9 protein-coding genes are annotated in these 15764 nt (G+C 37.7%); all 9 read right to left on the bottom strand.

Annotation, left to right across the window (positions count from 1 at the left end):
• Window positions 1-377 precede the first annotated feature (377 nt).
• Entirely contained in the window at window positions 378-1319 is a 942-nt protein-coding gene (locus tag SLH46_RS21355; RefSeq protein ID WP_320283261.1) for a tyrosine-type recombinase/integrase, read from the bottom strand.
• Window positions 1320-1326: 7 nt separating this feature from the next.
• Window positions 1327-1869 (bottom strand): tyrosine-type recombinase/integrase, encoded by a 543-nt coding sequence (locus tag SLH46_RS21745; RefSeq protein WP_442873576.1) that lies wholly within the window; start codon window positions 1867-1869, stop codon window positions 1327-1329.
• Window positions 1870-2006: 137 nt separating this feature from the next.
• Window positions 2007-2249: a hypothetical protein gene (locus SLH46_RS21350; RefSeq protein WP_320283260.1), complete on the bottom strand. Its 243-nt coding sequence runs from the start codon at window positions 2247-2249 to the stop codon at window positions 2007-2009.
• A 246-nt stretch (window positions 2250-2495) separates the two neighbouring features.
• On the bottom strand, window positions 2496-2825 hold the full coding sequence (locus tag SLH46_RS21345) for a hypothetical protein (RefSeq protein WP_320283259.1): 330 nt from the start codon (window positions 2823-2825) through the stop codon (window positions 2496-2498).
• A 1-nt stretch (window position 2826) separates the two neighbouring features.
• Window positions 2827-3024, bottom strand: coding sequence for a hypothetical protein (locus SLH46_RS21340; protein ID WP_320283258.1), 198 nt, complete (start codon window positions 3022-3024; stop codon window positions 2827-2829).
• A complete protein-coding gene (locus SLH46_RS21335; protein WP_320283257.1) occupies window positions 3009-4478 on the bottom strand; it encodes a hypothetical protein in 1470 nt (489 codons plus the stop codon). Before SLH46_RS21335 ends, SLH46_RS21340 begins: the two co-directional genes overlap by 16 nt.
• A 206-nt stretch (window positions 4479-4684) precedes the next feature.
• Window positions 4685-5143, bottom strand: coding sequence for a hypothetical protein (locus tag SLH46_RS21330; protein WP_320283256.1), 459 nt, complete (start codon window positions 5141-5143; stop codon window positions 4685-4687).
• A complete protein-coding gene (locus SLH46_RS21325; protein WP_320283255.1) occupies window positions 5140-5904 on the bottom strand; it encodes a tetratricopeptide repeat protein in 765 nt (254 codons plus the stop codon). Before SLH46_RS21325 ends, SLH46_RS21330 begins: the two co-directional genes overlap by 4 nt.
• Before the next feature lie 2 nt (window positions 5905-5906).
• Window positions 5907-15632, bottom strand: coding sequence for an RHS repeat-associated core domain-containing protein (locus SLH46_RS21320; protein ID WP_320283254.1), 9726 nt, complete (start codon window positions 15630-15632; stop codon window positions 5907-5909).
• Window positions 15633-15764 lie beyond the last annotated feature (132 nt).

Raw genomic sequence — 15764 nt, 5'->3', positions numbered from 1 at the left:
AATGTAAAAAGTATCTCTTAAGTTTATAGAAAAATTTGTCCAATAGGTTCTGACGTTAAACAACCAAATACTTTAGCGGGTAAAGCTTACCGCCCCTTTTAGTTTATTCATTTTAATAGTAATCAAAACATAATTGTTACTATTAATTGGTCTTGTTTATTGCTGTGAATGAATTTTTATGTTCAGGCATCTATTAGCGATAATTTTGTGTTTTAACTTAGGCCTCAGGTTTTAAAAGTATTTGTTTTTTACTTAAAATACAAATAATAAATTATTTTTTGTTTTTCTCTCATAATTTATAGGTAATAATAGACAATATTCATTTTCTCTTTATTAATATTGAGTAAATTTTAACTCAATAAAAATATCATTAGTTTCTATAATATAGGATGATAACGATCTATATCATTAAGAATATTTTCTGTTTGGTTTGCAAAATACCCTTCAGTAGAACTAATATATTTGTGCCCTGCCATATATTGAACTCTACGTAGATTAAACCTTTTTAGCCACTCTGAAATTACGCTAGCTCGTACCTGTCTGAAATTTACAAATTTGGGATTTAGCAGACGTACTTCATTGGAGAGGCCTCTCCATATTTGTAAAGTCCCACTTCCGAATGCTTTACTTTCTCCGACCTTTGGTAATGGTAAAAATAGGAAATTAGTAGATTTATTTTGTAGTTTTTCAAGAAAGGGGCGGACGGTTTTTTTATAATCAAATAAATCAACAATTTGATTTGAATTTAGATGTAAAATGCGTGATTTACTTTTTTTCTCATCTTTAATATAAATTATTCCTTCACGTAATTTCAGATCATTAAATTCCAATCTGATTAGTTCTGTTGTTAATAATCCCTGATTTATCATTAGATTAAGAATCGCTTTGTTGCGCATTTTAGATAATCGGTATTTATTAAACCAGTTCCGTTTTCTTAAAGGGGAGTTCAGAGCAGGAATTTTATATGATTTATAGATTCTTTCAAGATCATGAGAAGTAAGTTGTGGATAAAGTTTCTTTTGTTTTGTTCCCCTAATTTTTAATTTAATTGCAGGATTATTTGTGCGGATGTGATTAATACATAAATATTCAAAATATTGCTTTATTACATTTAAGCGGATTGCTCTTGTTATGTTCGATATTCCACTATCCTGTAAAAAATGTAAGTATTGTATTAATTCAGTCATTTGTAATTTCTCAGAACTGGATCCATTGTTGTTAAGCCAATTTTCAAATTTGTTGATATAGCTTACGTAATGCACAATTGTACTAGTACTGCGCCCCTGGCTATTAAGATAGTTTTTAAATGTTGATTCCATCTCAAAATTAGGCTAAATGGGTATATATTTGTGTGCTTTCCAAACTCGTGTGCCCAAGAAAACGTTGGATGTTGTTTAATTCCATACCGGCTTGTAACAGATGGGTTGCAACAGAGTGTCTTAAAGAGTGTAGTCCGATATGTTTATTTCGTAAGGTAGGGTTGGAGCTACGCTTTAAAAGTCGTTGTAAGCGCCTGTAAAGTGAGCCACCCGTCATGGGGGAGCCATAATTAGACGATATGAACAAATTTGACTCATTTAGATTTTTTAAGAACATCGTTCTGTAATTATTAATATACTCCTTGAGGAATGTTGCACTTAGCCGGTTAAATGGAACAAAACGTTCTCTGTTATATTTTCCTTTTTTTACATGTAAGAACCTGGTGTCAAAGTTTATATCTGTAATTTGCACATGTGATCCTTCATTACGCCGTAATCCGCAACAATAGAAAATTGTGATTAAAATCCGATCACGTGCGTTTAGTGCCTCCTGCAATGGCGTTGTGTTTTTTTGATATGTTAAATCAATTAATTCATTAACTTCGGAGATAGTTAATATGCTTATTGTTCTTGGATTTAGTTTTAGTAATCTTGCTTCTGAAGTTGGGATTTGCCAATTTCCGTTGTGATGTAAAAACTCAATAAATAAGTCAACAGCCTGATTGTGTTTATTTCGATAATTATTACTTAAAGCCTTACCATTACGCTGGTTTCTTCTTTTTTTATGTATTCAAAATAATTGGAATAATGAAATCGTTGCAATTCTACAATTTTTAAGATATAGTTGTTCTCAAGAAAATATAAAAATTCTCGAATGATATTCGGAATATTGTATACAATTGATTGTGAATAACCCAGAATCTGTAGCCATTCGCGAAATGCATCTTCCAACCGAATAAAATGTTTGTTTTTGAGATGTAGCTTTTTCATAATTCAATTTGTTTAATCCGTATTAGTATTTATCAAATAAATAAACAGAACTAAGAAAGCTTAGTTACATCTTTGGACAAATAATTGATAACTATTATCTCAATCATCGAAGCGATTGAGATTAATTATAAGAAAACTATTTACAAACTTTTAGATTTTGAATGTAAGAGTATTATAATCTTATTCCGAATCTTATACCATACTAGTTGGTGATAAGAATAAATTTGAATTTTTATACCACAAGTATTATTTTTTGTCACTTTCTGATTTTATAAAGAAGCGTGTAATGAAAATGATAAAAAAACCAAGAAAAAATAGAATTACTCCAGGAGCGACTCTTTTTAGGTTAAGTTTTGCACCAAGCACTTCCAATCCAACCTCGTCAGTAGTTGATTCAACTCCAGACATTGTCAGGTAAATTCCAAGCACAACTATAACGATACCAGCAAATACTCCAATGATAGAATAAATTAGCTGATTTTTTAAAGCGTATTTGTAAGTTTCATCCTTAAGCCCTGTGGGTAAAGTTGTTTCTTTTAATTTCTTGCTTTTTGAAGAGGGTGTTTTTTTAAGCATCTTACGAAGTAAGTGTAGTTTTTGAAGCTTCTATTCTTGACTTCTTTTGATTTTGCTCAATTTTTCTCTTTTCAATTATTAAAGCATCAGAAATTCTTTCAAAGATCTCATAGCTTTCTTTTTTGGTAAAAGTTTTTTCTTTATTTGTTCTTAAACCTGCTATGATTTTATCTGATTTGTTTTCTAATAATTGTTCCATAAATTGTGCCGTCCTTTTAAATTGTTTGCGAAGATAGGAAAAATATTCATTTCTAATTCCTTAGAAAGGATTTTATCTTTACCAAAGATAATAAGAGAGTTATCAAATATAAAAAACAACAAGTGGTCGTTTATATCCAAATTTGTTTCGGTTGCGTCAATAATTATAAGTCCTTTTATTTGTTTATTGTTATACGATTCTTTATCCAATATTTCTATAACCCAAACAAACTTGGGCATTGCTGTTTCAATTATTAGGTCTTTTATTTTATGATTAAGATCTTCGTAGTACGAAATAGAATTCTTTACAGACCTACTTGAAGCTAAGAATAATCTGGTACAATAATTTTCGTCATCTGATAGAATATACGTTTCAAGCTGTTCAAAAAACTTTAAAGCCAATTCCGCATCAACATAAATTTTGGGGTAAAGGGGGACTACAAAGCTTGTTAGTTCGCAATTGGCAAATGATTCATCTGTGTAGTGTGAAGTAATATTGGTGTAATCTGCCAAGGTATATGGAGGGTAATTGTCATCGATTAAAACATATTTCTCAATGATATTTGAAAAATTAAAATCATGGTTATCGAACTCATCATCAAGCTGACCGTCCTTAAATAATTCTTCACGGCCAACAAAAATTACAGCGTGCCCTAAATTATCATTTTCTATTGCACCTATTATGGGTATTCCAGATTCGATGTATATGTCTAAGATTTTTTTAAATAAATTGTCGTTATCAAGAACTGATTTCGAATATAGCTTTGGACTAAATCCAAGGTCTTTTAAAACAAATGAAATGTCATCAATAGATAATCCAGAAGAAGGTAACTGACGTTCGCTTGCTCGTGAAGATAAGAGTCTTATGATTTTTGAGGGAAGAACAGGAGAATATTCAGGGTATTTACTTCCAAAATATTCCATTGTATTTAAAAGAGTGGTTTCTGCACACGAAATTGTTTCCGTATCCTGCGAACAATATGGGAATGCATCGATAGATAATTTTACCCCGTTTATTAAAGTTGAAAAGGAAGTTAAGCAAGTAACAAAATTGTTATGTCTATATAATTTGGGAGAAATCAAACTCCTTCCGATTAATCCTCGTTTGGTTGGCCGAATAGTAATAAATCCCAGAAAAGCTTGTTGTAACTTTCCCTTTTTGTCTTTATCCCTAAAATAAGAATCATCAACTCCTTTAGTAAAAAAAGAAAGCCGAATGGAATTTCGCTTATATGCAGTATGTTTTGTGGAGAAATATGTGTAGTAGCTATCTCTATAAAATTTATCAACGTAAGGATATTCAAAAAATACAGTTATGTCTCTGCGTATAATTGAATTAAACGGTGCAAATTCCTTATTAAAATCATCTTTGGAAATTCCATATTCCTGTTCAACAACCTTTGCAGTGTATGAAATATATTCGCCTCTTCGTAAGTATTTGGTGTAAATTGTCAAGCTCTATTTTTTTCTAAAGTTAAATTTTTCTAATGTATATGTGTAATGTGATAATGTTTAGTTACAAACAAGATTACTAACATTTTATGATGAAATTTATTCATGCTGTTTTAATTTTCTTTACCATTAAAGCCAAAACGGTAAGCCGGGTTTTTGAAGCTGTTTGCTGATATGTTAGGTTGGGAATACAAGGTTTTATTACAATATTATTCGTTTTTTACAATATCTGAAGATAAGGCAGTTCTTAATTCATTGACAATAAGTAAAGATTTATTCTCAATTTTGACAATAGTATATATATAAATCACAATAGATATTAGACTTAGAAAGATGCTTTCATTAATGGCTAATAATATAAAGAGCAGCATTAAAATGAAATAAGCAATATAAGCTAAAATTGTATACCTTCCCTTTATATTCAATTGTGTCTTTTGGGCTGTAATTGGTTGTACGTGTCCACAAAATGTAATTTCACTCTGATTTTTTCTGGATATGGATGTAGGAGTAAAAAGGAATTTATTTTTTCTAATTTTCCCATAAAATATATAGGATGTTTGGTTATATTCAGAAATTATCTCTGATAAGGATTTAATCACATCGTCATTTCCCTTGTTTATAATAACTTGTGTATTAAATATAGGCAGAAGGTTATTCTTAAATTTCATTTTTTAAAAGTGTTTTTACTTATCCCTTTTTCCAAAGCTTTGTTGAAATACTTTAATGCAATTTCTTGGTTTCCCTTCTTTTGATTTAGAAGCCCTAAATAATAGTTTACATAACCATTGTCAGGGCTAAGCTTGTAGGCTCTATTTAAATCATTTTCAGCTTTAGCCAAACTTTCCATTTGCATGTATGCATAGCCTCTATTGAAGAGACAATTTAATTGCACTGAATTACTATTAATCGCTTTAGAAAAATAATTGATTGCTTCTTCATATTTACATTTTTCTAAATATATAAGCCCAATATTATTATAGGCTTTTGAGTTGGCTTCATCATGTAATATTGCCTTTTTGTAAAACTCCAATGCTTTTGTGGGAGTATCTATCGATTGATATGTTTCTCCAATTGCAAAATAAATGTTTGAAAGATTTGGAGTGTTTTTTAAACTTTTCTCAAAGTCTATTAGTGCACCATGATAATCTTCTAGTTCCTTTCTTATTACACCTCTTTCATAGTAGGCTTCCCAGTCTTCTTTATTCAGATTTATATAGCTATTGTAATCCTTTATTGCTATAGTTTTATTGCCTTTTGAGTAATAAGCTTTTGCCCGAAGTTTAAATGCAAAAGAATTCAATATACTATCTTCATTAAGTTCTTGCGAAGCATAAGCAATAATTTCATCATAATTGGGCTTTGTTTGTGCTTTAACGTAAGAGGTAAGTAATAATAAGCAAATTATAGTTATGTAATATGGACCTTTCATAGTTAATCATGTTTATTTCTTGCTACTCTTGTCGCATCTTGTTTCTCAGTTCTTGTGTTTTCTAATTCTCTCTCAAAATTATATTTATCTTTCTTTTGCTCTACTTCCAAACCAAATAGCTTGTCTAAAGTTATTTGTGTTGCTAAAGCTGCTTCTGATTTTTCAATATTTGTTGTAGAGGCTCCTTCCCCTGTTTCAAGTGGTTCAAGAACATTTAATACAACTTCAACTACAGGATGTACTTTTATAATTTCAATAGGGTTCATGAGCTTATTTGCATTTTTTAGTCTTTTCAAATTCTTAGGAGAGATTATCCCCGGCTTGTAATCTTCATAAAGCTCAACTGCCGTTGTAATATGTCCCATGGTTTTACGAGATTTTTTTATAAAAGCTGAAATCTTAAATCCTTCTTCGGTTTTCGGAATGACATAAGTTGCTTTGTCTGTAGGTAAAATTATTACACGATTCTCAATTTCCTTTGAAACATATAGTCTATTAACATCATGCTCGGCCAAAACTTTGTCAATTAGCTGCTTTTTTGCATTGGAATATTGAGCAACGGATCTCATAATATCTTCTGAAAACTTGAGATTTAAGGATGCTTCGCTTTTAGGTTGTTCATCTACCATGATTTTCTCTTCTAAACCATCCAAATCAATTGCCCAAATAGGATTATTACCTGCAAACTGATAAGGAGAATACCAGGGATATGAGGCTGTCAATGGATCAACAGATAGAAACCTGGCAATACCAGGATTATAAATCCTAAACCCGTAATCGTAAGCCGTTAAACCAAACTCACCGTCCTGGTCTTTTTCCTTACCATTAAAGCCAAATCGGTAATCACTTTCATCAGAGAGTGTACCTATTGTCATACCAAACGGGTAATAAGTACTTGTGCTTAAAAGGTCAGCTTCGTACACCCCATTGTTTAGCGTTAAACGGTCGCTAATGGTTGCCCTAACATTACCCAAGTGGTCGGTAATCTCGTAAATTTTATTGCCCAGTGTACGGGCATAAAGCAGTTGTTCTTCTTTTTCTTTATCAAAAATAAGCTGGTGCTGCATTGGCATGGTTCCATTAACCACTGTGCCGGGCAGCCCAATTGCAGAGGCTGTCAGGGTTTCGCCATCGAGCAAATACAAATTGTTTAAGCCAAGTGCATTGGCATATACCCGGTGGCTGGCACCCCGCGCCAACGAGGCCGGTTTGGGCAGCACATCGGTATAGGTATAGCGGCTTTGCCCAAAAGCATTGCTGCGGTGCAGTTTGTAAGCGTTAAATACATCCATGGTGGCGTAACACAGGGTTACATGGTCGGCATCCCATTCGGCGCTGTTTACCAGCAATTCGCCTTCAATCGGTTCGGTTTTTACCAGCTCGGGCGTACGGCTGTAATCGTTTATGCTGTAGTAGCGTATTTGTGCACCGTCTTGCGCCAAACCATACAAGGGGGCGGTATACCCTTTGCCCATAACCACGGCCAGGTGCTTGCCATCGCCTGCCATGGCAATGGTAGCCGGTAGCCAGGTGTTAAGGCTAAACAGTGGTGTTTTGTGTAGCATACGTGTGGCAAGGTTTTCGTCAACCAGCCAGGTTTGCAGGCTAACCTGTGTACTGCTTTCGCGGCGCAGCAGGTACACCAGCAACTTTTCGGTGCCACCGGTGTGGTCGGCCAGTACGGCCATGGCATTTAAAAATGGCCCGGTAGCTAACAAGCGATTTTTGCTTATAATTTCTCCGGCAGGTTCGTTAATTGTACCGTACCCTGTACTGTCGGTGTTAACGGTATGTGCCAGTAGTTTTCCTTCTTCGGCAGTGGTAATTATTAACCAGTTGGATTCGGAGCCCGGTTTTTTAACCGTAATAGCGGCCCCTTTGCTCAGTGCCATTGGGCGTTCGCCATCGGTTTCTTTCATTAGCAGGCCGCGGTAGTCGAATACCAGTGCCACGTTTGCCTGCCCGTTAAGGCTGTCGGCCACGGCAAAGGTAAACAGGTGGTTTCCGCTGGTGTCGGCAGCCATGGTAACCGGTGCAAAATTGGCAGGCCCCATAGGGTAGAGGGTTTTTTGCGGCGTACCAGGTTGGGTACTACTCATGTCAACCGTAAGCAGGTTGGCCGTTGCCTCGTTGTCGGCAATTAATGCCCACGAGTGGCTGTGCCCGTGGTACATGGTATTATCATCGCCAATGTAATAGGGCGCTACGCCGTTTATAACCCGGCGGCGTTGTAGTTCCAGGTTGGCATCGCCCAATTGCATACCCAAACGGCTGCTTCCGTAAATCGGTTGCTCGGCAAGCCCGGCAATTTTATCAACCCCACCGTCAATTTCTTCTTCGGTTTCGTTGTAGGTGGCCATAATATTTCCGCTGGCATCGCGCACATAATAGGTAGCTGTTACCAGCCCACCTATGGTAGTAAGTTCCTTTTTCACGCGGTTGCCCATGGCATCGTAGTCGAAACGAATGAGTGTGCCATCGGTTTTGGTAATGCTGCTTACTTTTCCGGCAACTGTCCAGTTTATGCTGGCAATTCCTTCGGCTTCATCGGCCGTTAAATTGCCAATCTTGTCGTAGGTATAATTTTCGGTTGACGTTTGGTTGTCGACATCGCTGGTAAACTTAGCAGCATCAACAGCATCAGTTACCTGTTTCAGGCGGTTGGTGTTATCGTAATACTGGTAAGTTAAGCGGTCCATTTCCTGTTCTGTTTCAGTTGTTCCGGCAGCATTGCGGGTAAGCGCCAGCAGGTTCCCGTTCGGATCGTAGCTGTAAGTACTTTGGTATTCTCCGGTGCTGCGGTTTTCAAATTTACTACTTTTTATGCGGTTTAGCACATCGTAAGTAAATTGTTGCCCGTTAAGGTGGCTGTAATCAAGGTTACCCGGCGTACGTGCTGTTGCATGTGTCCATGCGGCTATATTACCGTTGTACAGGCTGCGCCCGGTTTCGGGTTTGGTTTCGGCAGCCAGGTTAATACTGGCGGGGTTACTGTTTACAAAGTCGCCATCGAAATAGCTCAGTACCATACCAAATACATCGCGGCCGGTGTTTGTTCCATCGCTACCGGGGTCGAGTGTTGGGTCTAATCCCGGATGGTTAATGGCTTTTAGCCAACCCTGCAGGGTGTATACGTAATCGAGCCCCTGTACTTTGTCTTCGCCCAGTTCGGTACGTTTCAGTGGTCCGTGGGCGTAGTATTCGTAGCGGGCATCGCGTTCCCAGATTACTCCGTTTGGCGAGGTTTCGGCTACTATTATACGGTTATCCTCGTCGTATTGGTAACGATGGAAAAACTGGTCGGGTTCGCCTTTGTTGTAGGCTACCTCGCGCACGTTTCCGCTAATTAAATCATACTCGTAAGCAATGGTTTTGGGTTTAACACCATCAATGTATTGTACCATCCATTCTACATTGCCGTGCGGATCGTAGCTGTAATAGGTAGCAGCCGGATCGGCATTGTTAGAGTTGTAGTGTAAAGTATAGCTCACACGGTTTAACAGGTGGCGTTGCGTTTGCCCGTTACAGGTAATACCGGCAGTTGGTGTGCTGTAGTAAGTAAAAGTTTGCTCGGTAGGTGCCTGTGCCGCTACCGGGAAGCGCTCTTCGGCAGGTAACAAGGCAAAACTTACGGCATCAACCGGAACAAGCTGTTGCAAATCGTTAAATGCACCGGCGCTTACCGTTATCCCTCCACCGGCATACGACGAGCCGTTAAGCACTGCTTGTCCGGTTTCTATTACATGCCCCTGCGCATCGTATTTCGAGTACGAGAATGTGCTTTCGTCTGCCTGTTTTGCATTTTGCGAAAAGCGCAATTGCCCGGCATTGTTGTATATAAAACGCGTGGTTCCGGCATCGGGCGTGGTTTGTGTAACCAGTTGCCCAAGGCTGTTATAATTGTATTCGGTTAGCAAGGTATGGTCGGGGTAATTCATTCGGCTTATCTGGTCGCCGGTTAATGGATTTACGCCTGCCGGAGGAACTGTTTTAACAAGGTTCCCTGCGCGGTCGAAGTAATACAGTGTGAAGTGATAATATTCTACGTCGTATTCAATGGTTAGTTCATCTTTCAGGCTATCTGCATTTAAACAAATATCTTCAAAAGAGGCTTCGGCACGTTTGCCTGCAATGGCTCCGCATTCAAGTGCTGCATCCATTAGGTCGTAGGCAATTTCAGTAGCGGTAATCGAGGCCAGAAGATTATTGTTGTTAACTGCAACCGTATCCGGATCAACTTCAATGGTATGTGTTTTCCAGTTGAAACACATATTATATTCGCGTTCAACTTCCACACCACTAATTTCAAACAGCTCACCCAATTGGTGCCCGTTAAAGGCAGGCAGGTTTTGTAACAGGGTACTTTGCTGGCAACCTTTACTGTTGGTAACTGTAATGTAGTAATTGCCCGGAAGCACCTTGTTAAGATTACTTAACGAGGTAGCTGTTGTTTCACCATCTTCCACATAAATGGCGTCGGTAAAGCTAACGTTTTCGTAGCTATCAATTGAATCGCCGGCAAACATTCGTAACCATGAATCTTTTACTTCTTCAACCACACGAACCCAACGGAAAGTGTATGTTTCGCCAGGCTCAACACCGGTAATACTAGCCGAAACATCGCATGTTGTTCCTGTTGACGTAGGCAAATCAACAGTTATCGCATCCATTACATCGCCATCGTTAATGGTAAAGTTATACTGTTCAAGCATCTCACAACCACGGCTGTCCTGTACTTTTAGGAAATAGCTACCGGCAGGAAGACCAGTGACTATCTCATCGCGCGAAAGCAGTTCACTGCCATAATACCAATAGTATTCGTAATTGGGAAAACCTCCTTTAACATCAGCACTAGCCCCGCCATTCCATGCTCCTGCACAGGTAACATCGTAAGTTGTTATTTCAACTTCAAGCGATGATGGCTCAGGTATAATAAACGATGCTGTTGCTGAGCAGTTGCCATAAAACAGGTCGGAAATGCTCGACTCAATAACGTATTCGCCAACTGCCATGGTTGTTGGGAAAATAATTTGGTTTGAACCATCGCACCAACTACATGATACCGCGATACGGTCTCCGGTTTCGTCATCAAGCCTAAACAGATTAACAGTGTATGTCCCTGTAATTTCAGGAGAACAAGAACTTCTATCTAATATGAGGTCGGCTACGATGTTATCGGGTAACTCTTCGTAACAACGTTCGAATACATTTCCTTCGCCATTTAAAACGATATGGTAGTTTACGGGAGTAAAGTTTAACGGAAATTCTGCACTTTCGCCTGTGCCACCACATGGACCGCCCAGCTCAACATATTGCAGAAAGTACTCTTGTCCGTGTGTGTATGGGAATGTAACATCTGTTACTTCATCGTAAAAGGCCATTGTATCAGCCATAACCAAACTGTTTCCATTGCCATCTTTTATCCTAAATGCAAATTCGGATGTAGATGCCAGCGGGCGCGGGCGGTTTAATACAAAATCGAATGAAAGATCGATTTGTTCTCCATCCTGAATATCGCAGGGTAGGGAAGAGGTACAAACAATTTGCAATACAGGGCTTCCTGAGTTTATAGTAAAAGTAGTGGACGAAATACAACCGTTGGGGCTGGTAGCTTCAAGTGTAAATACACCTGTTGGAAGCTGGGTGAAAACAGCTTCTGCAGCTCCGGCAACACTGTCGGAATGTATAACATTATGAAGTCCGTCGATAATTTGATAAGTATACATATCACCGGTAGGGTCGTTAATCATAAAACGAACCTCGCCATCGGTACTGTTGGCGCAAGTTGTTGGTGTTTGCCCGGTTATGGTAATACTATGAATTGGGATAATATCTTCTGCCTGTAGTTCCAGAGTCCCGGTTAAACTTTTCCCTGAACCATCGGAAATAGTAACGGAGTAGGTTCCGAGTGCATCGACAGTAAAGTTTGGTATTTCAAGAAAGTTTTCGGTGCCCGAGTTAATTTGTATTCCATTTTTTTGCCATGTGTAGGTAAGACTTGCAGTACCTGCACCGCTAACCTTGGTTAATAACCGGAGCGCTGATGCCTCGCATGACGGCAATTCTGTTTCCGGAGTTATAGTAACACCGGCACCACTTCCTGCATTTATTATCAGAAGTTCAACTGATCCGGTGGTTGCTGTTAAATTGCAGGTACTATTATCGGTAATACAGGTTACTTCGCCGGGCATTTGTGTTGATACATCAACCGTGAAGCTAGCCAAACTGTTTGTTGTTCTTTCTACCTCAATTGTTAATGATTTATCCATACCACTCCCTATATAAGCTTCCGGTAATTGCCATTTCAAGGAAGTTTGCCCACTGTTTACCAGAATTTCAGGTTCGGTAATAAGGTCGGTACTAACCACGGAAGAGAAATCAACGCCATCAGGTAACTCAATAATTAATTCTTGCTCTGATGATGTTTCTTCTCCAACATTCGAAATTTGAATATCAATGTATGTGTTTGTTCTGAAATAAGAGAAGTCGGTAGCATTGGCTACAATCTCTAATTCATCCAAATCGAAATCTTCGAGGATAATTTTTCGTTGATCCCGATAAACTATTGTATCGTCGCAGTTGGTTATGCCATGGAGTTGAAAATCAATTGGAATTCCCGGATCAATTGTGCAATCGGCTGAAAATTCGGTTCGTATTCTAATGTCGTTTTCAATCATTCTTGTTCCCGGCAGATATCCCCATCCTGTTAATGAATCTACATGAATAATCAGAGAATCGTTTAGCACAGAATAAGCATTTGTTGAGAGAGTGGCAAATTCGTTCCCGGCAGGATATTGATATGTTAAGGCCGCATCGTTTATTGATACTCCCTGAGGCATGATTACGTTCAATTTAATATCATGCATATCAGCGTACTTTGTACTAAGAATATCAATGTCGTAAATGTGTGGTTCACATAAATTTCCAGCTTCTTCGCCTTGTTTATTTATTTGCCACTGCATGTCTGCCGTTTTATACCTTATACTCAATACGTCTTTTTGTATTGGGAAAAGCTTGGTCTCTTCTGTTAATATGGTACTGTCGCGATCTGTAACATTAATAGCATCATAGTATTTCCATCCGGCATAAATGTTTATATCCTGCAAGCGATCATCAACACAATTAACATAGCGGGCAACCACTTTAAAATTTCTGGTTCGGTAGTTAAGTACAGTCCCTATATTTGCCAGCATATATCTTTTGTTCCCCTCAGGGCCATTTATGTTATCAGGCCCGTAAAAAGTGACAGGTATTGCATTACCTGCATCATCTTCTATTCCCATCAAAACAGTACTGTAATCTTCAGGTTTTAGTTCAACAGCAATGTATGTATTCTGAGTATTTCCTGCATTACCCGTTACACCTAGTTGAATAGGCCATTTAACGTGGTCTGAAAATCCCTCCTGGATGTCGTTAGTGGTAAGGATAAGGTTTCTGTTTAACCGATAATAAATTACGCCAGAAAGATTCGTAGTTTTTAATGTATGTTCTTCTAAAGGAAGATGAGCGTTATCAACATAGTCAATGCTCAAGTTCCATCTGTAATAGGTGTAATTACCTAAAGCCGGAGGAGTAAAACTTTCTTCATCTAACGCAATTTTAAAATAGGTATATAATCGATTAATATCCATCAGCCTGGCTTCATCCAAAACAATCGTAAATTGAGTTGAATCTTCGGAGAATTCTGTTTGAGCATCTGGGAAAATTTCAACCGGATTATAAGATCCTATTTGGGATACATTTTGGGTAAATTTAAATCCTGCTGGTAAACTGGCAGTTATTTTAGTCATATACAAAGAACCTCTATATTCATTCCCGAGACTACTGTAATAGGTTCGGTAAAAACGATGATAAGGACTTAGAATTCGTTCTGGTTCATAGGTTACAGAATAAAGTGTGTTATATAAATAAGCCCCATTGAAGTTGAATCCTGTTCTTACATATGAACTTGAAAATTCAGACCCTGATGAGGTGACGGCATTTATGTTGCTTGTAAGGTTGGGTATGGATCGTGTGTATCGGCTATACCCGGAATTTGCATTTATTCTAAAATTAGCAACTAATTTCACTTCTTCTGCATCGTTAACCATGCGTCCGTTAAGCGGAACGGTAATCTTAAGCATATAAAGACCATCCACGTATTCTGATAGAAAATCAACGCTGTCAATATTTACACTATTATTGCCTATATACAGCGTACTATTTTCGTATCTAAAGATCTCACGGTTTGAGGAAACCGGTACGTAGTTTAGCCTAAAAACAAGTTCATTAATATTTGCGCCATATCCTTGAGCTATGTTTCCTTTTATCGTAGCTTCAACTCTATCATCAGGCAATCCATAATTTGGTTTCTCACAGGTTTCACGAGTTATTGGAGTTCTGGCATCGTCGCCATAAAATTCATTGTAATGATAGTTTACACTGCTACCTTTCGATTCTATTCCATAAAAGGTTCTTTCCATTGAGAATGCGGTTGAATCCCAGCCCGGGCCACCGCCACATAAAGGGTAAACTGTATAATTCCGGGTATACAACGCAATCTTTCTTTCAAAGCAAGCGGTTTGCCAATTAGTATAGGTATTCAATTGAATGATTTCAGTAGGACTTAATTCTGAATTGCAATCAAAGACTACAGTCATTCTATAGTTAGTTACATCTCTTGTAAATGTAATTGTATCACCATTTTGGGTATAATCTGTTTCCTGCCAAACTCCCCCTGTCTGACCTTCAAATTTTTGAATCTGCATTCCTGGGACTACATTAATCCTGGCCTCATGAGAAACACTTCCGAGTTCCACATAATTCGAATTCCGGAATTCATCTCTGATATAAAAATTATATAGTAAAGTATCATTTTCGAAAATGTAAGTGGGACCACTGATTGAATTACTAATATAATCATATAGAATGTCAAAAGAATAATAAGAACTTTTATAGCTTGTGTTACAAAAGTCGTGATAATAGCCATAATTATAAAGGTAATAGGATTTGGAAGTTCCTGTTTCCGGTAATATGGAGACTTTTATTCTAACGTTATTTCCGACTGGCAGATCATCAAAATATCCATCAGAATCAACATCCTCTAAACCAACTCCTGTGCCATCAGGGTCGGTAGTCAGTTTCATACCTCTTAGGTAGTAGTTATATGAACTATTAACATTGTCTTCAATATACGGCTTTAGGTCAAGGAGATTGTTTCCTTCGCTATCAACCAAATATATTGAACTGAATTCATGTTTGCGTGTCATGTAATAAAAGTCGATCGCTGCATCCTGAACCGGATCAACGTGCCCCGATCCATTACTTTTATAATCAATAATGTATACTAAATCATTATCACAAAAATCTGTTTTTTGAAGAACTTGCAGTGAACGGGATAGAGAAGAAGAACCTTTAGGAATATTTATATAAACGCTAAATTTAGCTTCGTTATCCTCTTCATTACAGTTCACTTCATCGCATCCCCACATGGCATGGTATTGAGTGGCGTAAGATTGTTGTGCACATCCAGCTGTTACATAGGCTTCATCCATTAACGTTATTGACTCCCCCGGGCTGAATAAACCATCATTATTAGTATCAAATGCAGAAAAATCAGTTATTTCATATCTTAATTCAACTGAAGACTCATAAACTGGTTGCAATGTGGCTATTGTAATGTCTTCACGAATCATTCCGTTGGCCTCTTGCTCCCCATTAGTTCCATTAGTTCCATTAGTAAGATACAAGGTTGTAATGTCCAGTACATCATCCTTTGATATAGCGAAAGTGATTTTATCGGTAGCTCCCTGCCCACTTGTAAATCTTCAGCCTAATTTGGACACGTTGGTATAAAAATTAAGAGATGGTTTTCTTAATTT

The sequence above is a fragment of the Draconibacterium sp. IB214405 genome (assembly GCF_033963885.1).
In the GTDB taxonomy this organism is placed as follows: Bacteria; Bacteroidota; Bacteroidia; order Bacteroidales; family Prolixibacteraceae; genus Draconibacterium.
Note: the sequence above shows the minus strand (reverse complement) of the source record. Positions and strands in the feature narration are given on the sequence as shown.